We start from the raw sequence: 22,665 nt of genomic DNA, 5'->3' as shown, positions 1-22,665 counted from the left end.
TGTCGTCTCGGAGGGATGTGTTACAGCGTCAGCTGATGGCGGCGACGGAGGTCGCGACCTTCGACTGGATCGACGCGGGCAGCGGGGCGTAGCCCAGCTCGCTCAGCGCCGTCTGGCCCGCGGTGCTCGAGGTGTAGTTCAGGAACGCCTTGATGTCGGCGGCCTTGGCGGAACCCTTTTCACAGGCGATCTCGTAGGTGACCAGCACGATCGGGTACGCACCCGCGGTGCTGGTGGCGTAGTCGATCGACAGCTTGAGGTCGTTGCCGGTGCCGGTGATCTTGGCACCCTCGATGGTCTTGCCGGCGCTCTCACCGGTCAGCTCGGTGAACTCACCGGCGCCGTTCTTGATCTTCGCCTTCTTCAGGTCGCTGTTCTCGGCGAACGAGAGCTCCACGTAGGAGATGGTGCCCGCGGTGCTCTTGACCTGGCTGGCCACGCCGTCCGACTTGGCCGCGCCGGTGCCGCCCGGAGCCTTCCACGCCTTGGCGTTGCCGAAGGTCCAGTCGGCCTCGGCGGTCTTGCTCAGGTACTTGGTGAAGTTGTCGGTCGTGCCCGACTCGTCCGAGCGGTGCACGGCCTGGATCGCGGTCGACGGCAGCTTGACGCCACTGTTGAGAGCGGCGATCGCGGCGTCGTCCCACTTGGTGATCTTGCCGGCGAAGATCTTGGCCAGCGTCGAGGCGTCCAGCTGGAGGTTGTCGACACCGTCCAGGTTGTAGACGACCGCGATCGGGCCGATGACCATCGGGAGGTTCAGAGCCGTGCCGGTGGCGCACTTGGCGTCGGCCTGCTTCTGCTCGTCGTCCTTGAGGGCCGAGTCGGAGCCGGCGAAGTCGGCCGTGCCCGCGATGAAGGCCTGGATGCCGGCGCCCGAGCCGGTGCCCTGGTAGTCGATCTTCGCGCCGGAGCACTGGGCCTGGTAGGCCTTGATCCACTCGTCCATGGCGTTCTTCTGGGCCGTCGAGCCCTGAGCCGTCAGGCTGCCCGAGGAACAGCTGCCAGGCGCGGCGGAGTTGTCGCTCCCGCTCGGCTCGGCGGTGTTGTCCGACCCGCAAGCAGCGAGCGCGAGCGTCGCAGTCAAAGCAATGCCGGCGAGGTAACCGGACCGCTGGAGCTTCACGATGAAAATTTCCCTTCGGGGGGTGAGGTACAGGCGCCGATCTCAACGGCGCACCCCGAAGTTAAAAGGGCCAGGTAGCCGGTTTCCCCGGCACAAGTGAACGCAGGGTGAACACGTACGCACCTCAAGTTTGCTTTCTGCTGAGCCCGAGTTGTCCGTTCCGTGAACCGGGGGACGTAAGTCCGAAAAATCCTACATTTTCGCGTAGTCTTTACCGCCCTGAGATCCCGCGGTGTCCGTCCCGTGACGCATGAGACTGGCCGCCCTCGCCCAGGTAGCTGCATAATGCAGTTATGAGCTCAGGTGCCAAACCCGCGTCGAATCCGTTCCGCCAGCCCCGCGCCGTCTGGGCCGTCGCCTTTGCCTGTGTGATCTCGTTCATGGGCATCGGCCTGGTCGACCCGATCCTCCCGGCGCTGGCGTCCGACCTGCACGCCACGCCCAGCCAGGTCTCGCTGCTGTTCACCAGCTATCTGGTGGTCACCGCGGTGGCGATGCTCGTGGTCGGCTGGGTCTCCAGCCGGATCGGGGCGAAGCGCACGCTCATCACCGGCCTGGCGATCATCGTGGTGTTCGCGGCCCTGGCCGGCACCACCGACACGGTCGGCGGCATCGTCGGCTTCCGGGCCGGCTGGGGCCTGGGCAACGCCCTGTTCATCGCCACCAGCCTCGCCGTAATCGTGGCGTCGGCCAGCGGCGGCTTCGCCGGGGCGATCATCCTCTACGAGACGGCCCTGGGCCTGGGCATCGCGGTCGGCCCGCTGCTCGGCGGCGAGCTGGGCTCGATCAGCTGGCGCGGCCCCTTCTTCGGCGTCTCCGCGCTGATGGCGATCGCCCTGGTAGCCACCGTTCTCTTCGTCCCCGAGCTGCCGAAGCCGGCCAAGCCCACCGCCCTGGCCGCACCGATCAAAGCGCTGCGCCACCGCGGCCTGCTGACCATGGGCATCATGGCGCTGCTCTACAACTGGGGCTTCTTCACCATGCTCGGCTACGCGCCGTACCCCATGGAGTTGGGCGCCGAGAAGCTGGGCCTGGTCTTCACCGGCTGGGGCCTGCTGGTAGCCGCGTTCAGCGTCTGGTTCGCGCCCCGGCTGCAGGCCCGCTTCGGCACGGCCAAGGTCCTCTACGCCAACATGTTCGCGCTGGGCATCGTGATGGCCGTGATCGCCGCCGGCGTGAACACCCCCACCGTGGTCATCGTCGCGGTCATCGTCAGCGGCGCGTTCATCGGCATCAACAACACCCTGACCACCCAGGCGGTAATGCTGGTAGCTCCGGTCGAGCGGTCGATCGCCTCGTCGTCGTACGGCTTCGTGCGCTTCATCGGCGGCGGCCTGGCCCCGTTTGTGGCCGGCAAGCTGGCCGACCGCTTCGACCTGAGCGTCCCGTTCTACCTGGGCGGAGTGGCCTTCCTGCTGGCCATAGTCGTGCTGGCCAGCGGCCACAGACTGATCAGCGCGGCCGAGGCCGACCTGGCACCGACTCCCGTCCTGGAGCCGGTGGGCGAGGCTGTTCCGGTGCAGCGCCCGGTGGTGGTAGCCATCGGCGCCACCCCCGACGCCGCCGAGGTAGTAGCGGCAGCAGCGTCCATCGCCCGGGAGGCCGGCGCCCCGCTGGAGGTGGTCCGGGTCCGGGAGACGGTCATCATCGAGGAGATGGCCATCGACCCCGAGGACGACAGCGATGCCCGGCAGGCGGTAAACGATTTGGTCGACGAGCTGACCGCCCAAGGCGTAACCGCCACCGCCCTCCTGCTGCACAGCGTCGGCGACCACGCCGCGGCCGGCCGAGTCCTGGCCCAGCACGCCGACGAGGTGCACGCCCGGACGGTCGCGGTGGGCCGTTCCGCACGAGGCCCGGCGTCCCAGTTCGCCGAGGGAAGCTTCACCTCGGCCCTGACCCACGCCACCCGAAGCACCGTGGTCCTGCTAAGCGAGGGCGAAACTCCGCACCCCCTGAACCCGGCCGTGCTGGCGGGCCTGCGCCAGGCTTAGGTTCTCGCCATGGGATTCGAGCTAGGAACCGACGGCCCCGGCGCAATAGTGGTCGGGGTGGACGGCTCCCCCACGTCGATGCGAGCCGCCGCCTACGCTGCCGGCCTGGCAAGGCGCCAGCGCACCCGCCTGATCGCGGTCTACGCCCGCACCACCCCCACCACGCTGCTGACCATCGCCGACCACAGCGGCATGGCGGTGAACGCGGTCCTGGATGCCCAGGAGGAACTGGAACAACAGCTGAGAGCCGAGATCCACGGCTGGGGCGCAGACTCGGAGGTAATCATCCGCCAGGGTGACCCCATGACAGTGCTGGCCGAAGTAGCAAAAGAAACAAGGGCGGACGCACTGATAGTGGGTTCCTCAGCAAGCTTCGGCCACCGCATAGCCGGCTCATTGGCAATCCGCCTGGTCCGCTACGGAAAGTGGCCCGTAACGGTAGTCCCCTAGCGCCTTTCCCATCTGACGGCGAAGCGTCCCAGAAAGCGGACAAACTCCGCTCGACGAAACGCCTATTTACGATATGCGAGGCGGCCAAAGCCCAAGGTTGTCGACTTCCAGTCCGCTCCGAACCCAAACTCAACAAGATCGCCGCAGCAGCCCCCGCGCCAAGCTCGCGCCCAAGCAGCACGCCCCGCGCCAAGCCCGACCCCAGCAGCAGCCCCCACGCCCAAGCCCGACCCCAAGCAGCAACCCCCACGACAGGCAGCCGAGCCCGAGCAACAGCCCACCCCAAGCCAAGCTCTAAAGCCCAACACCAAGCAAGGCGAAAGCGAAGAGGCAGGCATCTCCGAGCGCCCGGCCGGGGTCCGGGGCGCCCCGAAAGCGAAGCGCTTACCGCTGATAATTGACGTCAGTCTTATAAACCGAAAAGCCAAGCTTCCGATAAAGCGCCACAGCAGCAGCATTAGACTCATCGACGTAGAGAAGCGCCTGAGTAAGCCCAGCATCAGCCAGATGCCGAAGACCAGCGACACTCAAGGCAACACCCAACCCGCGCCGATGCCCCCCGGGATCAACGCCCAAGACGTAAATCTCACCCAATGCCGGATCGTTCCCCGACGGCGGATGAACCTTGGTCCAGTGAAACCCGACCAGAGTGTCCGAGATATCGACGGCCAGGAGAAACCCGGCCGGATCAAACCAAGGCTCGGTCTCGCGTAACCGCAGGTCGTCGAGGGTCCAGCGCCCTTGCTCAGGATGATGAGCGAAGGCCCGGGCATTGACCCCAAGCCAAGCTTCTTCGTCATGCCCGACACTGAACGGCCGAATAGTAATGCCCTCGGGCAGCACGGATTCGGCGGTGAAGTCGGTCAGGGAACGGCGCATCTGCCACAGCACCCGCGCCCGGCTGAATCCGTTCTTCTCCGCGAAGGCATGAGCGCCGGGTTCGTCCCCGTGCGCCCAGAAAGCCAGCGTGCCACTACCGGCGGCCGCGAGCAGCGCAGTGCCGTGCCCCTGCCGGCGATAGGCGGGGGCGACGACCAGCTCGCCCGAGCCTGATTTGTCGACGAAGGCGTAGCCCGCCAGCACGCCGTCTTCGGCCTGCGACAGCAGGTGGAGTCCGCCCCCGTTACGGACGCGGAGGACAACATCTTCCGACAGTGGATAGACCCCGTCGGCGAGGGAGGCCGAGGTTGCCAACGCGAGAACGTCGGCCACCTCGGCGTCACTCAACCGGTCAAGCGACCGGATTTTCGTCATGGATTTCAGACCGGGAGGGAGACCGGCTCGTTGTCGGGCAGCTGGCGGCCGGTCGGCGGCACGACGAACTTGTAGCCGACCTGGCGCACGGTGCCGATCATCGACTCGTGCTCGACGCCGAGCTTGGCGCGCAGGCGACGCACGTGGACGTCGACCGTGCGGGTGCCACCGAAGTAGTCGTAGCCCCAGACCTCGCGCAGCAGCTGGTCGCGGGTGAAGACCCGGCCGGGGTGCTGGGCCAGGAACTTGAGCAGCTCGAACTCCTTGTAGGTGAGGTCGAGCGGGCGGCCCTTGAGCTTCGCCGCGTAGGTGTCCGGGTCGATGTTGAGCTCGCCGGCCCGGATCGATCCGCCGGCACCGGCGGTGGCGTTGTTGAGGCGGCCGACGCCCAGGCGCAGACGGGCCTCGACCTCGGCGGGACCGGCGCTGGCCAGGATGACGTCGTCGACGCCCCAGTCGGCGTTGAGTGCGATCAGGCCCGCCTCGGTGACCACCGCGACGAGCGGAACACCGACGCCGGTCGCGTGCAGCATGCGGCACGTGGCGCGAGCCTCGGAAAGCTCGGAGCGGGCGTCCACCAGGATGGCGTCGGGGCTGGGCCCGGAAACCAGGGTGCGGACGTCGCGAGGGGCGGTGCGTACGGAGTGGGGAAGTAGATCCAGCGCGGGCAGCACGGCAGAGGGCTCGCCGGCGCGTGCTGTCACCAACAGAAGGATTTCCACACTCACCTCCGTCCTTGCGGCGCAATCGCCGCTCGGGTGACCCGGTCTGCGGCCGATGTGAACGGACCGCTCCCGGAGGACTGTTTCCCCGGCGTCACCGACGGGTGGGCTGGCGTTACCTTAACCGATGCATCGGGTTGAGCGCCCTCATCGTGTGTGCAAGTGATGTAGTAAACGCTCGTAAGGTGGCCGAACGGCCGATTCGTAACCAGCCTTTTACCCGAGCGGACCGCCCAGCGCGCCTGACCGAACCGCACCCGGGTCTGGCACCATCGCAGGCGTGTTCCCCACCGTGCCGCAGGAAGATCCCTGGGAACCCGACGCCTCGCGCGAGATCGCGCGTTCGGGCCCGGGTCGACCACCAACCGGTTTTTACGGTGCGATGCCGGACGCCGACACGCCCGCCACCGATCCGGACGCGGAGGACGAGGAGGAGTTCGAGGAGATCCAGGTCGTCCCGGTCCGGCGGCAGTTGTCGCTGGCCATCGCGGGCTTCGCCGGGCTGCTCGGCCTCGGTCTCGCGCTGGGTGCGCAGACCTCCGCACCCGACTACCGACTGCCGTACGCGATCGTCCTCTTCGGTGTGCAGTTGCTCTACCTGCTCGCCTGGATCATGGCGTTGCATCCGCCGGCGGCGGGGGCGACCGCCGCGGTCTGCGCGGTGGTGGCGCTGGTGGCCGACTACTTCGCGGTGACCCGGGAGCCGCCGGGGCTGTTCCCGCTGTTCCTGATCGCGCTGGGCGGCTTCGTGGCGGCGGTGGTCGGGCAGTTGTTCCGGGCCGAGGACCGTAAACGGGTCACCGATTCCTGGCGGACGACGCTGTGGATCGTGCTCGGTGTGGTGGCGTACGCGATCCCGGTGATCATGACCCGGCAGTCGCTGGGCACGCAGACGATCGTGGTCTGCGCCGCGGGCGCGGGCGTGGCGTTGCTGGTCGCCCGGGCCACCGACGCAGTTTTCCCGAAGCCGCGGATCGCCGCTCAGGTGCCGCGCGGCGCGACCGGCGTGGTGCTGGGCTCCATGCTGGGCACGCTCGCGTCGGCGGCGCTGGGCAGCGTGCTGGTGCTGCCGTTCACGCCGGCGAAGGGCGCGGTGGCCGGCCTGATCGCCGCGGTGATCGCCAACCTGGTCGACCTGGCGGTGAACTTCGGTGAGGCGGGCCGGCGGCTGGCCGGGGACGCGCCGACGTTCTGGGTGGCCCGGCACATGCAGGGCCCGCTGGGTGCGTTCGCGCTGGCCGCCCCGGCCGCCTACGCCATCGCACACTGGTATCTCCAATAGCTGTTTCGGCGGCCGGTAGAACCGGGCATGTACGGTCCACCACAGTCGATGGTCGGGAGGCCCGGTGGGCGAGGTATACGGCGAGCAGGTCCGGCCGCGGCGACGGTGGGGACGACGCCTGTTGATCACGTTCATCGTGCTGTTGCTACTCGTGCTGGGCGCGGCCTTCGTGGCCGACCGGGTGGGGCGCTCCTACGCCGAGCGGATGATCAGCGACAAGGTGGCCGAGCAGGTCACCAATCAGAAGGCGACCAGTGAGAAACCGGCCGTCACGATCGAGGGCTTCCCGTTCATCACCCAGGTGGCCCGGGGCCGGTACGACGAAATCAAGATCGAGCTGGCCAACTTCGCCGGCCCGGCCGGGAACAACCGCACGATCAAGATGAAGCTTCTGGACGTACGGGCGAAGGACGTGGTCGCGCCGCTGGAGACGATCCGCTCCGGCACCGGCGACATCGTGGCGGGCACGGTCACCGGCGTCGGCCTGGTCGACTACGCGCAACTCGTCGAGCTGGTCGGGCAGCCGGGTGTGAAGCTGGCCGCCAAGGACGGCAAGCTGACCGGCTCGGCGCCGGTTCAGGTGCTCGGCCAGACGGTCAACGTCACCGGCACCGCGCAGCTGACCGTCAAGAACGGGAACGTGGTTCAGGTGCGTTTCAGCAATGTGTCGGCCGAGGGTCTGCCGGACAACCCGATCGTCAAGGGCCTCGTCAACTCGTACGTCAATAAGTTGGCCTTTGATCTTCGAGTTCCGGCGCTGCCGCTCAAACTCACCGTTCAGAACGTCGAAGCGACCGATGAGGGCCTGCGGGTCACGGCCGGCGCGACCGACGTTCCGCTCAACTCGAGTGGCCTGTGACCCCCGACTCGATCCCGGATGGTGGTCGAGGCTGTTCCGCGGTCTGGAACCGCTGGTAGGGTCCATTTCTATGAGCCTCTTGCTCACGAAAAGGCGCGCGATCGACCTGTGTCGCGTGGCCGCGTGCCTGTGTCGCCCTGTCATCTGACGGGGCCACTGTGCTGAGCATTTTCTAGCTCGAATCTCCTGAACGGCCGGCAGTGGCGCCGTCGCACAGCCCGAGATCCCAACCAGTAATGGGTCCCGCGCGGGGTGCGACCAAATCCCTGTGCGCTGACTCTCCCCCATCTCTCACCTCACCAAGGGAGTGAACCGATGAGTCGCGACACCGCACTCGTTTCGGCCGACTGGGCCGAGAAGAACCTCGACGCTCCGGGCGTCGTCTTCGTCGAGGTCGACGAGGACACCACCGCCTACGACGGCGGCCACATCCCGGGCGCCGTCAAGATCGACTGGAAGCAGGACCTGCAGGACCCGGTCCGGCGGGACTTCGTCAACCAGGAGCAGTTCTCCGCGCTCCTGAGTGAGCGCGGCATCGGCAACGACGACAAGGTCGTGCTCTACGGCGGCAACAACAACTGGTTCGCCGCGTACGCGTACTGGTACTTCAAGCTCTACGGCCACCGCGACGTCGTGCTGCTCGACGGCGGCCGCAAGAAGTGGGAGCTCGACGCCCGTCCGTACTCGAAGGACGTGCCGAGCCGGGCCAAGACCAGCTACACGGCCTCCGCGCCCGACCTGTCGATCCGCGCCTTCCGCGACGAGGTCGTGCAGGCCATCGGCGTGAAGAACCTGGTCGACGTGCGCAGCCCCGACGAGTTCGCGGGTCGCCTGCTCGCCCCGGCGCACCTGCCGCAGGAGCAGTCGCAGCGGGCCGGCCACATCCCCACGGCGATCAGCGTGCCGTGGAGCAAGGCGGCCAACGAGGACGGCACGTTCAAGTCGGACGACGAGCTCGGCAAGATCTACGGCGAGGCCGGCCTGGACGGCAGCAAGGACACCATCGCGTACTGCCGGATCGGCGAGCGCTCCTCGCACACCTGGTTCGTGCTCAAGGAGCTGCTCGGCCAGCAGAACGTGAAGAACTACGACGGTTCGTGGACCGAGTACGGCTCGCTCATCGGCGTGCCGATCGCGCTCGGCGACGAGCCCGGAAAGGCGTGACCATGACGTCTCCGAACATCGCGGCCGGTTGCGCCGCCCCCGACCAGTCGGCGCCCCTCCCCGCGAGCGTCGACCTGGAGAAGGAAACCGTCATCACCGGCTTCGTGAACACCGCCGACGGCGAGGCGGTCGGGGGCGCGTACGTGCGCCTGCTCGACTCGTCCGGCGAGTTCACCGCCGAGGTCGTCACCTCGCCCGAGGGCGTGTTCCGCTTCTTCGCCGCGCCGGGTTCGTGGACCCTGCGGGCGCTGAGCCGGGCCGGCAACGGTGAGCTGACGGTCGACGTCACCCGTGGCGTCAACGAGGTCGCGCTCAGCGTGGCCGCCGCCTGACCCACGCTCTGTTGCAGTTCAGGAGGCGGGATCCGTTCGGGTCCCGCCTCCTACTACGACCGCGGTCGGCGGCACCTCGGGACGGGTTCGGGACAGCCGCCGGATGCCGGTGTTGAGCACCGCGATCAGCGGCACCGCCACCAGGGCTCCGATGATGCCGGCCAGGGTGGCACCGCAGGCGATTCCGATGATCACCACGAGCGGGTGGATGGCCACCGCGCGGCCCATGATCAGTGGCTGGAGCAGGTGGCCCTCCACCTGCTGCACCAGGATCACCGCGCCGAGCACCACCAGCGAGATCACCCAGCCCTGATCGACCAGCGCGACCAGCACCGCCACCGCACCCGACACGCTCGCGCCGACGATCGGGATGAACGCTCCCAGGAACACCAGCGCGGCCAGCGGGAACGGGAACGGCACCTTGAGGATCACCAGGGCGATGCCGACGCCGAGCGCGTCGATGAACGCCACCAGCACGGTGGCCCGCACGTAGGCGCTCAGCGTCACCCAGGACGCGTCCCCCGCGTCGGCCAGCGACCAGCGCGCGTTCAGCGGGAACAGCCGCACGATGAAGCGCCAGATCTTCCGGCCGTCGCGCAGGAAGAAGAAGGTCGAGAACAGCACCAGCAGCATCCCGGCGACCACTTCGAACAGGGTCGCCGCGGTGGCGATGCCCGTCGAGGTCAGCTGCGAGGTGTGCTCGTTGACCCACTGCTGACCCTGATCGATCGCCTTGTTGACCTGGTCGTCGGAGAGGTGCAGCGGACCCGTGCGGGCCCAGTTCTGGATCTGCCGCACACCATCGCTGGCTTTCTGCGTCAGCTCGCCCACACCGTCCACGAACTGGCTGATCACCAGCGTCAGGGTGCCGGCCACCGCACCGATGCCGCAGATCAGCACCAGGAACGTGGCCAGCGATCGGGGCAGCCGCAACCGCAGCAGCCAGCCCACCGCCGGGGCCAGCAACGCCGACAGCAGCAGGGCGATGGCCAGCGGGACCACCACGATGCTGACGATCGCGACGAAGTGCAGCAGCGCCCAGCCGACCACCCCCACCACGATCAGCCGCCAGCTCCAGGCGGCGGCCAGGCGCAGCGAATGCGGCACCTCCGCGTCGTCCCGGCTGTTCGTCGAATCGTGCACCAGCTCGGGCTCGCGCGGCGGCGGCTCGTAGTCGTCGTCGATGCTTGGTCCCTCCGCTGCCACCTCGTCGGTCCTGGCCGAGCGCACCGACTCCCGACCCGAGTCGTAGGCCTTGCGCAAGTTGTCCCGGACACGCTGCAAGCGGCTCAACCGGCCAACCCCCTCGCGGTAACGGCACCATCGCGGCACGCGGTAACCACCGTAATGGTCGAGTGCCCCTCAGACCCCTCCGGCACCACGGGCAAAACCATCCGGACCGGCGCGCAAGGGTCTCGGATCACCGGCGTACCGTCTGCAATCGTGAGCACGGACACCCGTACCGAGGCCGGACTGCCGATCCGGATGTTGCATGATCGCGTGCTGGTTCGCCAGGACGGCGCCGAGGGCGAGAGGCGATCCGTGTCCGGCATCGTCATCCCGGCGACCGCGTCCGTCGGCCGGCGGCTGTCCTGGGCGACCGCGGTGGGCATCGGCCCCAACGTGCGGTCGATAGTGGTCGGCGACCGGGTCCTGTTCGACCCGGAGGAGCGTTCCGAGGTGGAACTGCACGGCCGCGAATACGTCCTGCTGCGCGAGCGGGACGTACACGCGGTGGCCGCGAGCCGGGTCGAGCCGGACGGCACCGGCCTCTACCTCTGAGACCGCCCCGGATCAGTTCTGGCGGGGCGGCGGAGCGGGATATCCGCCCCCGTAGGCCGAAGGCCCGTTCCCCCACGTGCCGTAACCCGGCGGGTAGGCCGGCGGCGCCGAGAACGGCTGGGGATAACCGCCGCCGTACGGGTGGTAGGCCGGGGCCAGCCGGATCGGGACCGGCACCACCGGGCTCTCCGGTGCCGCGACCGTCCGGGCCACGCCGTCCGGGAACAGCAGCTGGTAGTTGACGCCGTCCCAGAAGGCCTGCGGAGCCGTCGGGTCCTTCCCGTTGAACGCCGTGCGGTAACCCTGCAGGTCGACCAGCAGACGGTGCTCCTCGGTCAGGTCGACCTGCTGCTCCAGCGGCCGCGCGTGCAGGCCGCGCTGCATGCCGTCGCGGAGCAGGGCCAGCTGGGTCGCGGCGAACTGGAAGTCGCGCATCGCCTTGGCCCCGGCCGGGCCGGCCACCCGCTTGGCCCACTGCCGGGCCGAGTGCCGCCGGCCCAGGCTGCCCAGCGCCGCCACCTCGGGCGGCGAGAACCAGCCACTGCGCACATAGAGCGGCAGGACCCGCTCGGTCAGCCGGCCCTCCCAGGAGCGCAGCGCGATCGCGAAACCGACCACGGCGAAGAAGAACGGCACCATGAAGCCCAGGTAGCCGTACAGCATGATCAGGGGTTGGGAGAAGCTCACCGAGAGCGTCGGCAGCAGGTTGAACGTGCCGTGCAGGATCATCGCCAGCAGCAGCCCGGCGACCGGCGCGAGCCAGCGGACCCGGCGGTCGCCGGAGCGGGTGGCGATGCCCAGGCCGATGCCGGTCATCGAGGTGAAGAGCGGGTGCGCGAAGCCGGTGAACAGGATGCGCACGATGAAGATCAGGAAGAGATTTTGCAGGCCGGTGGCCGGGCCGTACTCCTCGACGCCGGTGGCGTAGCCGTGTTTGCCGAGGTAGAGGATGTTCTCCACCATGGCGAAGCCGATCGCCGACATGCCGCAGTAGACGATGCCGTCGGTGATGCCGGACCACTCGCTGCGCCGCCGCCAGCTCAGCAGGATCGGGCCCGCGGCCTTCATCGACTCCTCGATGAACGGCGCCACCAGCACCGCGACCAGGGCGTCCGGCAGCCCCCAGCGGTCGAACCAGACCGAGGCGGCGGTGTTGACCACCAGCGCGACACCGGTGGCGACCGCGGCTCCCCACACGAAGCAGAACGCCAGGAAGCGCACCGGCTCGGGCTCGTAGCGGTCGAGCCACATGAAGCTGGCCACCAGCAGCGGCACCGGCAGCATCGCGGCGATCAGGCCGACGGTGAGGCCGACGATGCCGATGTCGACGCCGAGGAACAGCAGCATCGCGATGGCGGCCAGCCCGAGGCCGCTGATCACGATGGCCATCGGCAGCCAGCGCCGCCAACCGGTCTTGCGACCGGCGGCGGCCGGCAGACCGGCTCCGGCCGGCGTTACGTCGGGCGTGGGCGGTGACGCGTATGCCACGGCGTAGGGGTCGGGCGGCGGCCCGCCCGGCGAAACGTCGGCCATGACAGCCAGCGTAGTCACCCCGAGCGGGTTCAGGCGTGCCCCGGGGCGGGCGGACGGCGGCCGGGACGCCGGTTCGCGCGCGGGCGGTTGTGCCAACCGGCCGCACGGCGGACCAGACGCGGCGCCTCGGCGAAGTCGACACCGGCGGCCCGCAGCAGGTCGGTGGCGGTGCTGCGGATCTGGGCCACCACCACACCGCCGGAAAAACCCACCCCTTCGTCGTACGCCTTGGCGGCCTCGGTGACCGCGCGCAGAGCACGTTCCCGCGCCGCGATCGGCTCGGCGCCCTTGGCCCACTCCGCCCGCAGCAGATCGACGGCGTCGCCGAGCAGGCCCACCGCGGTCGCCAGCACCTCGGGCAGCTTCTCCTCGTCGCCGAGCGCGGTGCCCACCCGCCGGATCAGCACCCGGACGTTCCGCAGCGCGTAGGTGACCTCCTTGGCGCCGTCGACGTACTGGGCCAGGGCGCCCCGGGTTCGCCACCGGGCCGGCGCGAACGCCACGTTCTCACTGGCCGCGGTGCCGGCCGTGGCGAACGCCGCGAAGGCGGTCTCGGCGGCGCGCAGCCGGGCCAGCGCCAGCTGGATCTGCTCGGGATCGCGGTCGGCCAGGCCCGCGGCGACCTCGTGCAGGCCCTCGGCGAGTGCCCGCAGCGCCGGGTCGGCGGCCCGTTTCACGACGTTGAGCGGGTTCAGCGGCAACAGCACGGTCATCACCACCAGGCCCACGCCCCCGCCGACCAGCGCGTCGAAGAAGCGGGTCCAGGGCAGGCCGGTGTTGCTGGTCAGGGTGGCGACCAGGACGGCCGAGGAGGCGGACTGCACGACCAGCGGGGTGCCGCCGCCGACCGCGGTGGCGACCAGGATGGCGAGCAGCACGACCAGGCCGATCTGCCACGGCCCGGTGCCGATCAGCAGGATCAGCGCGTCGCCGATGCCGATGCCGATCGCGACGCCGAGCACCAGCTCGGCAGTGCGGCGGGCACGCTGGCCGACCGAGGAGGCCAGCGTGATCACGGCGGCGATCGGGGCGAAGAACGGCATCGGGCGGCCGATCACGTCGTGCGCGACGAACCAGGCCAGCGCGGCGGCGACACCGGCCTGCACGGCCAGCATCAGGCCGCCGCGCACCCGGTGCAGGCCGGCGGCCAGCCCGGTGCGGGACCGGGCGGCAAGCCGGGCCACTGCGGACGTCATGGTCCAGACCCTACTTACGAGCGTGTCAGGATGGGACTCGTGACATCTCTCGTGGACGAGTTCCGCGCGGCCGCCCGTTCGGCCGGTGCTACCGCGGACGCCGCCGATCTGGACGCCGCCGGCGAATATCTGCTCTCCCGCTGGTCGGAGCCGCAGCGGCACTACCACACCGTGGCGCACCTGTCCGCCGTACTCGAAGTGGTTGAAGATTTTGCCGGTCTGGCTCCGCATCCGGAACGGGTGCGGCTGGCCGCGTGGATGCACGACGCGGTCTACGACCCGCGGGCGCTCGGCGACGCCAACGAGCGGGACAGCGCCGAGTTCGCGGCCGGCCTGCTGGCCACCCTGGGGGTGCCGGCTCAGGTGGCCGACGAGGTGGCCCGGCTGGTCGGGCTGACCGCCGGGCACGCCACCGGCGCGGACGACCCGGACGGCGAACTGCTCTGCGACGCCGATCTGGCCATCCTGGCCGGCGACGACGAGGCGTACGCGGCGTACACCGCGGCCATCCGCCGGGAGTACGCACACGTGCCGGACGCCGCGTTCAAGGACGGCCGGGCGCAGGTGCTCAAGGCACTGCTGGAGCTTCCGACGATCTACCGTCTCGAGCCGCTGCGCGAGAGGTGGGAAGAGCGGGCGCGACGGAACCTTGAGCGGGAACTCGCGGGCTGAGGTGTTTCGGGCGGCGCAGGCCCGCCGCCCGCAGCCGGAAGGCCAGCTCGCGGGAGGGCAGCAGGGTCGCGCCGAGCCAGATCGCGCTGCGGAACCGCTGCTCCGGGATGTCGTAGTGGTCCCGGTCGAAGGCCCGCCGCGGCGCCCCCAGGATCTCGGCGAACGCGTGTAACTCCGCGTAGGACAGGTCGCTGACCAGGTGCGACCACAACCGGCCGCGGGCCGGCCAGAGCGGCTCGTCGACGAGGATCAAAGATCGACTTCCAGGAGGTCGACGCCTCGGTCGGCGGCGAAACCGCGGACGTCCGGCACGCCGATCCGGGCCGCGTCGGCGGTCAGGTCGTCGGGCATGGTCTGCGACTGCCGCTCGGCGGCCACCCGGGCCAGGTAGTGCTCGACCTCGCGCTCGCGCACCGCCTTGTCCCAGCCCAGCGCCTCCCCCATGACCTCGGCGGCGTGGGCGGCGGTCTCGCTGCCCCGGTGCGGGGTCTCGATCGAGATGCGGGTGCGCCGGGTCAGCACGTCGTCGAGATGCAGCGCGCCCTCGGCGAGCGCGGCGTAGGCCACCTCGGCCGCCAGGTATTCCGGTGCACCGGTGAGCGGGGTGGCCAGGGCGGGATCGGCCTCGATCATCGCGAGCAGGTGGACCGTGAGCGTGCCGTACCGCTCCAGGAGGTGCTCGATCACCCCGGCGGTGACGCCGTGCCGCCGGGCCGCGTCCTGACGGTCCCGCCAGGCGGCGGCGAAGCCGTCCGCGCCGAGCAGCGGCAGCTGATCGGTGCGCGACGGGCGGACCGCACCACCCAGCCGCCGCACCGCCCGGTCGATGACGTCGGCCGCCATCACCCGGTAGGTCGTGTACTTACCGCCGGCCACCAGCAGCAGCCCGAGCATCGGCTCGAAGACGGCGTGCTCGCGGGACAGCTTGGAGGTCGAGTCGGCCTCGCCGGAGAGCAGCGGGCGCAGACCGGCGTAGACGCCTTCGATGTCGTCGGTGGTCAGCGGCCGGTCCAGCACCGTGTTGACCTGGTCGAGGAGGTAGCGGATGTCGCGCGCCGACGCGGCCGGGTGGGAGCGGTCGAGCTTCCAGTCGGTGTCGGTGGTGCCGATGATCCAGTGCCCGCCCCACGGGATGACGAAGAGCACCGAGGTCGGGGTGCGCAGGATCAGGCCGGCCTCGCCGGTGATCGCCGAGCGGGGCACCACGAGGTGCACCCCCTTGGAGGCGCGCACCCGCAGGCCGGGACGGACGCCGACGTCGCTGAGCATGCGCGACATGTCGTCGCTCCAGACACCGGTGGCGGCCACCACCGTGCGCGCCCGCACCTCGAACTCCGGCGAGTCGGGCGACTCCAGGTCGCGGACCCGGACGCCGACCACCTCGCGTGCCTCCCGCACGAAACCGACCACCCGGGCGCTGGTCACCACGGCCGCGCCCAGGCTGGCCGCGGTGCGCGCGAGGTTGACCACCAGGCGGGCGTCGTCGACCTGGCCGTCGTAGTAGCGGATCGCGCCGGTGATGGCGTCGGCCCGCAGGCTCGGGAACAGGTGCCGGGCGCCGTCGCGGGTCAGGTGGCGGTGCAACGGCATGCCCCGGCCGGAGCCGAAGATGCCGGCGAAGACGTCGTAGGCCGCCACGCCCAGGCCGTAGTAGGCCCGGTGCCAGACCCGGGCCGGCGGTTTCGCGGCGGGCAGCGGCACCAGGATCGGCACCGGCCGCACCAGGTGCGGCGCGAGCCGGGTGGAGAGCAGGCCGCGCTCGGTGAGTGCCTCGTGCACCAGGTGCAACTCGAGCTGCTCCAGGTAACGCAGGCCGCCGTGGATCAGCTTGCTGGACCGGCTGGACGTGCCGGCGGCCAGGTCACGCGCCTCGACCAGGGCCACCTTGAGCCCCCGGGAGGCGGCGTCGAGGGCGGCACCGGCACCGGTGACACCGCCGCCGACGACCAGCACGTCGAATTGCTCGTCGCGGAGGCGCCTCAGGTCGGCGACCCGGCGGATCGGAGACAGTCGGCCGGCCGCGTATCGGGAGACGGAGGGTTCACGCACCCGTCCCACGTTAGCGCTCGTAGCCGTCGGATAGGTTCGGCGGTTGTGGACCGCGAGTTCTGGATCTCCGAGCTGACCGACGAACACCTACCTGCCGTGATCGCCCTGTGCCGGAACGCCCTGGACCTGCCCGAGGACGCGACCGAGGCGGCGGAGATAGTCCGGCGGCTGCGCGAGACCGGTCCGCGCCGCACGGGCTTCCTGGCCGTCGCCCCCGGCGAGCGGGTGATCGGGGTGGTGCTCGGCTCGGTGTCGCATCGGGACGCCTCGATCGGGCACGTCGACCTGATCGCGGTCGACCCGGCCGAGCGGCGCCGCGGCATCGGCCGGGCGCTGATGACCCGGGTCGAGGGCGCGCTGGCCGGGCTGGGCGCCGATGACGTGGTGCTGGCCGGCAACGCGCCGCACTACGCCTGGCCGGGCATCGACGTGCGCTACACACCGGCGATCTGCGCGGCCATGGCGCTCGGCTTCGCCCAGGATCAGCCGGCCTGGAACATGACCGCCGACCTGCGCCACCTCCGGCCCACCTCGGCCGCGGAGGAACGTCTGGCCGGCGAGGGAGTGACGATCCGCCGGGCCGAGCCGGCCGACTCGGCCGGGCTGGCCGAGTTCGCGCTGGCCAACTGGGGTTCCGGCTGGGCCGGCGAGATCACCGACTCGATCGGGCGCGACCGGGCCGGGTGCCACATCGCCGTGGAGAAGGACGGCACGCTGCTGGGCTTCGCGGCGTACGGGTCGTCGCGGCCCAGTTGGTTCGGCCCGATGGGCACCACCGCGGCGGCCCGGGGCCGTGGGATCGGGTCGATCCTGCTCCGCCGCTGCCTGGCCGACCAGCGGGACAGCGGGCTCGACTCGGCCCAGATCGGCTGGGTAGGGCCGGTCCCGTTCTACTCGTCGGCGGTGGGCGCCCGGGTCGAGCGAGTGTTTTTCCTTTATCGCAAACAACTTTGACCCGCTCTCCCTAGGCTCCGGGGGTGGGGGTTCGCCGGGTAGCCGCGGCCCTGGCGGTGGCCGTCGCGCTCCTGCTGGCGGCCACGACCTTTGCTACCCGTCCGGCAGTCGCCGCCATCACCACGCCGTTCACGTCGCGCTTCGATACCAACGCGAACGGGTCGATCCTGCTGCGCGGCAACAGCAACCTGACGTGCACGCTCAGCCTGGCCTGCTCAGCCGCCCGGAACGGGTCCGGCGGCTCGCTGAACAACAACAACTTCGCGATGGTCTACACCGACGCGGACGGCAGCCTGGCCACGTTCAACGACAGCACCGCGACGATCAGCATGCCCAGCGGCAGCACCGTGCTCTTCGCCGGCCTGTACTGGGGCGCCGACTCGTCGCTCGCGCTCACCCCGGGCAGCCGCAATCAGGTCCTGTTCCGGACGCCGGCCGGATCGTCCTGGACCACGGTCACCGCGTCGACCGTGCACGCACTGCCGGCCAGCGGGGTCTACCAGGGCTTCGCGGACGTGACCGCACTGGTCGCGGGGGCCGGCAACGGGGCGTACGGCGTGGCGAACATCCAGGCCACCCTCGGAGTCGGCTACTACGCCGGGTGGGGGCTGGCCATCGCGTACTCGAATCCGGCCGAGGACATGCGCAGCCTGCGGATCTACGACGGCTTCGGATCGATCTCGTCGGGCACCGTGAACATCCCGATCAGCGGTTTCGAGACCCCGCACACCGGCGCGGTGCACGCCAAGGTCGGCGCGATCGCCTACGAAGGCGACCTCGGCAACGTCGGCGACAGCCTGCAGGTCGACGGGCAGGCTCTGCACGACGTGACCAACCTCAACCCCGCCAACAACTTCTTCAACAGTACGGTCAGTGACGCCGGCATGGCCGTGACCACCCGCGATCCGCCCTATCCCAACCTGCTCGGCGTCGACATCGACCAGGTCGACGCGACCGGCATGTTCACCAACGGCCAACTGTCGACCACGCTGACCCTGACCACGGTCGGTGACACCTACTACCCGGGCGTGGTCACGTTCAGCATCGACCTGTACGCCCCGAAGATCACCACCACGGTGACCGGCACCGACGTGAACGGCAACGACCTGCTGCCCGGCGACGTCATCGAGTACCGGATCGCGGTGCGCAACGACGGCAGCGACACGGCCGACAACCTGCTGCTGTCGGACGCCGTGCCGCCGCACACCACCTACGTGCCGGGGTCGCTCACCGTGCAGGGCGCCGCGGTCACCGACGCCACCGGCGACGACGACGGCTGGTTCACCGGGGGGACGGCCGCCTGGAATCTGGGGAGCATCCCCTACCTGACCACGAAGTACGTCACTTTCCGGGTGACCGTCGACGTGTCCACCCCGGCCGGCTACGCGATCACCAACCTGGTGAACGTCGCCTACTCGGGCCACACCACCAGCGTCAGCGTCGCGGCCCTGGGCGGCGCGGTGGCCACCCCGGTGCTGCAGCCGCACGTCGACCGGTCCGCCACCCTGACCCTGAGCCCCGCGTTCGTGCAGCGCTCGGCCACCCCGGTGACCGCCACCTACACCGCCACGGTCACCAACGCGTCCGGGAGCGACCTGGAACCGACCGCCCAGGCCGTGCTGACCCTGCCCGCCGGGGTCACCCCGGGCAGCCTGACCGGCGGCTGCACCGCGTCCGGCGCGGTGGTCACCTGCCCCCTCGGCCCGCTCGCGGCCGGCACCTCGGCGAGCGTGCCGATCCCGGTGATCGTGGACAGCACCGCCGCCGACAGCGCGGTCGCCGCACTGCGGGCCGCCGGCAGCGGCAACGACCAGACGGCCGGCAACGACACCGCGACCGCGACCCTCGCGGTCAACTCGCCACCGGTCGCCGTCGCCGACACCGCCGGCACCACCAACGGCAGTCAGGTCACCGTCCCGGTGCTGGCCAACGACTCCGACCCGGACGACGCGACCGGCACCCTGACCGTCTCGATCGTCAGTGGTCCGGCGAACGGCGCGGCCGTGGTCAACGCCGACATGACCGTCACCTACACGCCGGCCGGCGGGTGGGCGGGTGCCGACCCGTTCGTCTACCGGGTGACCGACCCGCACGGCGGCACGGCCACCGCCACCGCCACGGTGACCACCGCGAACGCCGCACCGACGGCCGGCGACGACATGATCAACACGCCGTCGAACAGCCCGGTCACGCTCACCGTGCTGGACAACGACGCCGACCCGAACCCGGCCGACACGCTCACCGTCGTCGCGGTGACCCAGCCGCCGGGCAACGAGGGCACGGTCACGTTCACGCCGACTACGGTCACCTTCACCCCGACGTCGGCCTTCGCCGGGACAGCCTCGTTCGGCTACACGATCGACGACGGGCACGGCGCGACCGCGACCGCGGACGTGCACGTCGATGTCGAGAACGCGGCGCCGACGGCGGCCGACGACACGCTGTCCGCGCCGGCCGGGGCCAGCGGCACGTCGCTGCCGGTGCTCGCCAACGACACCGACCCCAACGGCAACAACACCATCACCGTCTCGGCCGCCGGTCCGGCCGCGCACGGCACGGTGACGCCCGCGGCGGACAAGCTGAGCGTCCTTTACACCGCGGTGCCGGCCGGCTTCTCCGGTGTCGACACCTTCACGTACACGATCGACGACGGCAGCGGCGGCACCGACACCGCGACCGTCACGGTCACCGTGGCCAACACCGCGCCGGCCGCGGCGGACTTCCCGGTGACCACGCCCTACCGCACCGCGGTGACACTCGACCCGGTGCACTGGGCGATCGACCCGAATCCGGACACCCTGCAGGTCACCGGCGTGACCGACCCGGCCCACGGGGTGGTCACCCTGGAGACGACCGGGGAGATCACCTACCTCCCGGACGTCGTGTTCTCCGGCACCGACACCTTCACCTACACGATCGACGACGGCAACGGCGGCACCGACACCGGAACCGTCACGGTCACCGTGGACAACGGCGTCCCGATAGCCCGGGCGGACGCCGCGACCGCCACCGGCGGCCATCCCGTGGTGATCGCCGTGCTGGCGAACGACGACGACGATCCGAACGGTGACGCCCTCACGATCACGGTCGACGTGCCGCCGCCGAACGGGAACTACTCGATCGGCGCCGACCGGCGGATCACCTACACGCCGAACAGCGGCTTCCTCGGCACCGACAGCTTCCACTACCAGCTCGACGATCAGCACGGTGGCGTGAGCGGCGCGACCGTCACGATCACCGCGGTGAACACGGCACCGGTGGCCCGGCCCGACTCGGTCAGCACCGATACGAACACCGCCGTGATCATCCCGGCGCTGGCCAACGACGAAGACCCGAACGGCGATCCGATCACGCTGGACGTGGTCGGCGGCGGTGGGCACGGCACGGTCGCCGACAACGGCGACCGCACCTTCACCTACACGCCGGCCACCGGCTTCTTCGGCACCGACGCGTTCCTCTACTCGATCCGCGACCCGAGCGGGCTCACCGACTCGGCCATCGTCACGGTCACCGTGCGCAACGCGCCCCCGGTCGCCGCCGACGACACCTTCCGGGTCCGGCCGGACGTGTCCACCCGGCTCGACCTGCTCGCCAACGACACCGACCCGAACACCGGTCAGCACCTGCGGGTCGCCTCGGTCGGCCCGGTGGCCAAGGGCACCCTGGTGCTCGGCGCCGACGGGACGGTCACCTACCGGGCTGCGGCCGGCCAGATCGGGCCGGACGGATTCACCTACCTGCTCATCGACGACCGGGGTAGCACCGATTCGGCCGACGTCACGATCACCATCGACGGCGGGCCGACCGCCGTCGACGACACCGCCACCACGCCGTACGCGACACCGGTCGACATCCGGGTCCTCGACAACGACACCGACCCGGAGGCCCGGCCGCTGCGCGTCACCGCGATCAGCGGCAACACCCGGCTCAATCCGGACGGCTCGGTCCACTACACCCCGGCGCCCGGCTTCTCCGGCACCGACTTCTTCGGCTACACGATCAGCGACCCGATCGGCAACACCGCCTCCGCCCGGGTCAGCGTGACGGTGGCGAACGGCGCCCCGCGCGCCCGGCCGGATCAGGGTGCCGGGCTCGCCGACCGGCCGGTGACGGTGGACGTGCTGGCCAACGACGACGACCCGAACCTCGGGCAGACGCTGACCATCGACAGCGTGGGCACGCCGGCGCACGGCACGGCGAGCGTGGCCGGCGGGCGCGTGCGGTTCGTCCCGGCGGCCGGGTGGACCGGCCGGGACGTCTTCTCCTACCGGATCAGCGACGGCCACGGCGGATCCGCCACGGCCACCATCACGATCACGATCAGCGACGGTTCGCCGGTGGCCGTGGCCGACCAGGCCGACACGCCGTATCACAAGCCGGTCACCATCGGCGTGCTCGGCAACGACTTCGACCCGGCCGGCACCCTGGCCCTCACCTCGGTCACCCAGCCCGCCAGTGGCACGGCCTCGCTCGCCGGCCGCAGCGTCACCTACGCGCCGCCGGAGGGTTTCGGCGGCATCGCCGGCTTCAGCTACACCGCCACCGACGACGGCGGGCACCGCACCAGCGCCGCAGTCACCGTGACGGTCGGCGCGCCGCCCGCCGTCCCGGACAAGTCGGCCGTCGCCAAGCCGGGCGGGTCGGTCAGCGTGCCGCTGCCGACCACCGACGACGGCGGCCGGTCGGTCACCGTCCGCTGGGTCGGCAAGCCGGCGCACGGTACGGCCGTGCTCAACCCGGACGGCAGCGTCACCTACACCCCCGACCCGGGCTTCACCGGCGTGGACACCTTCACCTACGAGGTGGTCGACGCGGACGGCAACGTGGCCACCGCCTCGGTGATCGTGACCGTGACCGATCCGCCCGCCGCCAACCGGCCACCGATCGCGGCGGCCGACTCGGTGACCATGGCGGCCGGGGAGAGCGTGGAGCTGCGGCCCACCATCAACGACACCGACCCGGACGGCGATCCGGTCACCATCGTCAAGCTCGGCCGGCCCGCGCACGGCACGGTCGCGGCCGGCCCGGACGACACCGTGATCTACCGATCCGGCGAGGCCGGCCGGGACCGGTTCTCCTACACGATCGCCGACGGGCGCGGCGGGCTCGCCACCGCGACGGTGACCATCGAGGTGCGGACGCTGGACACCCTGCCGATCACCGGCAGCGACGCGCTCGTCCTGGCCCGGGCCGGTTTGATCGCGGTGGCGACCGGGGGACTCATCTACTGGGTGGGGCTGCCACGGCCGAAGGACGCGGCAGCACCCCCGCCGACGCAGTAAGGGCGGGCCGCCGAAGC

General features: G+C 70.5%; 18 protein-coding genes and 1 pseudogene. 11 read left to right on the top strand and 8 right to left on the bottom strand.

The window, feature by feature from the left end:
• Positions 1-28 precede the first annotated feature (28 nt).
• Positions 29-1,123, bottom strand: coding sequence for a phosphate ABC transporter substrate-binding protein PstS (pstS, locus tag Ato02nite_RS26700; protein WP_213009370.1), 1,095 nt, complete (start codon positions 1,121-1,123; stop codon positions 29-31).
• A 293-nt stretch (positions 1,124-1,416) separates the two neighbouring features.
• Here pstS and Ato02nite_RS26695 point away from each other — a divergent pair, with 293 nt between their 5' ends.
• Together Ato02nite_RS26695 and Ato02nite_RS26690 are read left to right on the top strand one after the other, a co-directional pair.
• Positions 1,417-3,117: an MFS transporter gene (locus Ato02nite_RS26695; protein ID WP_213009369.1), complete on the top strand. Its 1,701-nt coding sequence runs from the start codon at positions 1,417-1,419 to the stop codon at positions 3,115-3,117.
• Positions 3,118-3,126: 9 nt separating this feature from the next.
• A complete protein-coding gene (locus tag Ato02nite_RS26690) occupies positions 3,127-3,567 on the top strand; it encodes a universal stress protein (protein ID WP_213009368.1) in 441 nt (146 codons plus the stop codon).
• 384 nt (positions 3,568-3,951) lie between these two features.
• On the opposite strand, the gene mshD is transcribed toward Ato02nite_RS26690, so the two are convergent.
• The gene (mshD, locus tag Ato02nite_RS26685; RefSeq protein ID WP_213009367.1) at positions 3,952-4,821 is read right to left on the bottom strand and encodes a mycothiol synthase; all 870 of its coding nucleotides are present in this window, start codon (positions 4,819-4,821) and stop codon (positions 3,952-3,954) included.
• Positions 4,822-4,826: 5 nt separating this feature from the next.
• Positions 4,827-5,543: a winged helix-turn-helix transcriptional regulator gene (locus Ato02nite_RS26680; RefSeq protein ID WP_203812040.1), complete on the bottom strand. Its 717-nt coding sequence runs from the start codon at positions 5,541-5,543 to the stop codon at positions 4,827-4,829.
• 292 nt (positions 5,544-5,835) lie between these two features.
• Between Ato02nite_RS26680 and Ato02nite_RS26675 the strand changes: the two genes are divergently transcribed.
• The 5 genes from Ato02nite_RS26675 to Ato02nite_RS26660 all read left to right on the top strand — a co-directional run bounded on the left by Ato02nite_RS26675 (position 5,836) and on the right by Ato02nite_RS26660 (position 9,180).
• Positions 5,836-6,825 (top strand): hypothetical protein, encoded by a 990-nt coding sequence (locus tag Ato02nite_RS26675; RefSeq protein WP_213009421.1) that lies wholly within the window; start codon positions 5,836-5,838, stop codon positions 6,823-6,825.
• Positions 6,826-6,889: 64 nt separating this feature from the next.
• Positions 6,890-7,684 carry an LmeA family phospholipid-binding protein gene (locus tag Ato02nite_RS26670; RefSeq protein WP_246607439.1) on the top strand — a complete coding sequence of 265 codons (795 nt, stop codon included), beginning with the start codon at positions 6,890-6,892 and terminating at the stop codon, positions 7,682-7,684.
• A complete protein-coding gene (locus Ato02nite_RS53075) occupies positions 7,623-7,832 on the top strand; it encodes an Ms5788A family Cys-rich leader peptide (protein WP_369076926.1) in 210 nt (69 codons plus the stop codon). The genes Ato02nite_RS26670 and Ato02nite_RS53075 overlap by 62 nt, the downstream gene beginning before the upstream one ends.
• A gap of 167 nt (positions 7,833-7,999) precedes the next feature.
• Positions 8,000-8,848 (top strand): sulfurtransferase, encoded by an 849-nt coding sequence (locus Ato02nite_RS26665; protein ID WP_213009366.1) that lies wholly within the window; start codon positions 8,000-8,002, stop codon positions 8,846-8,848.
• Positions 8,849-8,850: 2 nt separating this feature from the next.
• Complete coding sequence (locus tag Ato02nite_RS26660) at positions 8,851-9,180, top strand: DUF1416 domain-containing protein (protein WP_213009365.1); 330 nt, start codon at positions 8,851-8,853, stop codon at positions 9,178-9,180.
• An 18-nt stretch (positions 9,181-9,198) separates the two neighbouring features.
• On the opposite strand, the gene Ato02nite_RS26655 is transcribed toward Ato02nite_RS26660, so the two are convergent.
• Complete coding sequence (locus Ato02nite_RS26655; protein WP_246607438.1) at positions 9,199-10,473, bottom strand: AI-2E family transporter; 1,275 nt, start codon at positions 10,471-10,473, stop codon at positions 9,199-9,201.
• Between the two features lie 192 nt (positions 10,474-10,665).
• Here Ato02nite_RS26655 and Ato02nite_RS26650 point away from each other — a divergent pair, with 192 nt between their 5' ends.
• Complete coding sequence (locus Ato02nite_RS26650; RefSeq protein ID WP_213009418.1) at positions 10,666-10,962, top strand: GroES family chaperonin; 297 nt, start codon at positions 10,666-10,668, stop codon at positions 10,960-10,962.
• Between the two features lie 12 nt (positions 10,963-10,974).
• Here Ato02nite_RS26650 and Ato02nite_RS26645 read toward each other — a convergent pair whose 3' ends face one another.
• Positions 10,975-12,495, bottom strand: coding sequence for a PrsW family intramembrane metalloprotease (locus tag Ato02nite_RS26645; protein WP_213009364.1), 1,521 nt, complete (start codon positions 12,493-12,495; stop codon positions 10,975-10,977).
• Positions 12,496-12,524: 29 nt separating this feature from the next.
• The gene (locus Ato02nite_RS26640; protein ID WP_213009363.1) at positions 12,525-13,691 is read right to left on the bottom strand and encodes an FUSC family protein; all 1,167 of its coding nucleotides are present in this window, start codon (positions 13,689-13,691) and stop codon (positions 12,525-12,527) included.
• A gap of 30 nt (positions 13,692-13,721) precedes the next feature.
• Here Ato02nite_RS26640 and Ato02nite_RS26635 point away from each other — a divergent pair, with 30 nt between their 5' ends.
• Positions 13,722-14,363 carry an HD domain-containing protein gene (locus tag Ato02nite_RS26635; protein ID WP_213009362.1) on the top strand — a complete coding sequence of 214 codons (642 nt, stop codon included), beginning with the start codon at positions 13,722-13,724 and terminating at the stop codon, positions 14,361-14,363.
• Here Ato02nite_RS26635 and Ato02nite_RS26630 read toward each other — a convergent pair.
• Both Ato02nite_RS26630 and Ato02nite_RS26625 read right to left on the bottom strand, forming a co-directional pair.
• Positions 14,359-14,616: pseudogene (locus Ato02nite_RS26630) on the bottom strand (DUF4031 domain-containing protein); the annotation flags it as partial. The gene Ato02nite_RS26635 and the pseudogene Ato02nite_RS26630 sit on opposite strands and share 5 nt — an antisense overlap.
• Positions 14,613-16,412: a glycerol-3-phosphate dehydrogenase/oxidase gene (locus Ato02nite_RS26625; RefSeq protein WP_213009361.1), complete on the bottom strand. Its 1,800-nt coding sequence runs from the start codon at positions 16,410-16,412 to the stop codon at positions 14,613-14,615. The pseudogene Ato02nite_RS26630 and the gene Ato02nite_RS26625, both read right to left, overlap by 4 nt.
• A gap of 45 nt (positions 16,413-16,457) precedes the next feature.
• Between Ato02nite_RS26625 and Ato02nite_RS26620 the strand changes: the two genes are divergently transcribed.
• Both Ato02nite_RS26620 and Ato02nite_RS26615 read left to right on the top strand, forming a co-directional pair.
• Entirely contained in the window at positions 16,458-17,366 is a 909-nt protein-coding gene (locus Ato02nite_RS26620) for a GNAT family N-acetyltransferase (RefSeq protein ID WP_213009360.1), read from the top strand.
• 23 nt (positions 17,367-17,389) lie between these two features.
• Complete coding sequence (locus tag Ato02nite_RS26615; protein ID WP_213009359.1) at positions 17,390-22,648, top strand: Ig-like domain-containing protein; 5,259 nt, start codon at positions 17,390-17,392, stop codon at positions 22,646-22,648.
• Positions 22,649-22,665: the final 17 nt, after the last annotated feature.

Source organism: Paractinoplanes toevensis (assembly GCF_018332695.1).
GTDB classification, from domain to species: domain Bacteria; phylum Actinomycetota; class Actinomycetes; order Mycobacteriales; family Micromonosporaceae; genus Actinoplanes; species Actinoplanes toevensis.
This window is presented reverse-complemented; position numbering and strand designations above follow the sequence as displayed.

Bases quoted from the DNA above. Each gene is read 5' to 3' on its own strand.
- Ato02nite_RS53075 (WP_369076926.1), top strand. From the start codon at position 7,623: ATGAGGGCCTGCGGGTCACGGCCGGCGCGACCGACGTTCCGCTCAACT.
- Ato02nite_RS26660 (WP_213009365.1), top strand. From the start codon at position 8,851: ATGACGTCTCCGAACATCGCGGCCGGTTGCGCCGCCCCCGACCAGTCG.
- mshD (WP_213009367.1), bottom strand. From the start codon at position 4,821: ATGACGAAAATCCGGTCGCTTGACCGGTTGAGTGACGCCGAGGTGGCC.
- Ato02nite_RS26695 (WP_213009369.1), top strand. From the start codon at position 1,417: ATGAGCTCAGGTGCCAAACCCGCGTCGAATCCGTTCCGCCAGCCCCGC.
- Ato02nite_RS26635 (WP_213009362.1), top strand. From the start codon at position 13,722: ATGGGACTCGTGACATCTCTCGTGGACGAGTTCCGCGCGGCCGCCCGT.
- Ato02nite_RS26690 (WP_213009368.1), top strand. From the start codon at position 3,127: ATGGGATTCGAGCTAGGAACCGACGGCCCCGGCGCAATAGTGGTCGGG.
- Ato02nite_RS26665 (WP_213009366.1), top strand. From the start codon at position 8,000: ATGAGTCGCGACACCGCACTCGTTTCGGCCGACTGGGCCGAGAAGAAC.
- Ato02nite_RS26640 (WP_213009363.1), bottom strand. From the start codon at position 13,691: ATGACGTCCGCAGTGGCCCGGCTTGCCGCCCGGTCCCGCACCGGGCTG.
- Ato02nite_RS26645 (WP_213009364.1), bottom strand. From the start codon at position 12,495: ATGGCCGACGTTTCGCCGGGCGGGCCGCCGCCCGACCCCTACGCCGTG.
- Ato02nite_RS26650 (WP_213009418.1), top strand. From the start codon at position 10,666: ATGTTGCATGATCGCGTGCTGGTTCGCCAGGACGGCGCCGAGGGCGAG.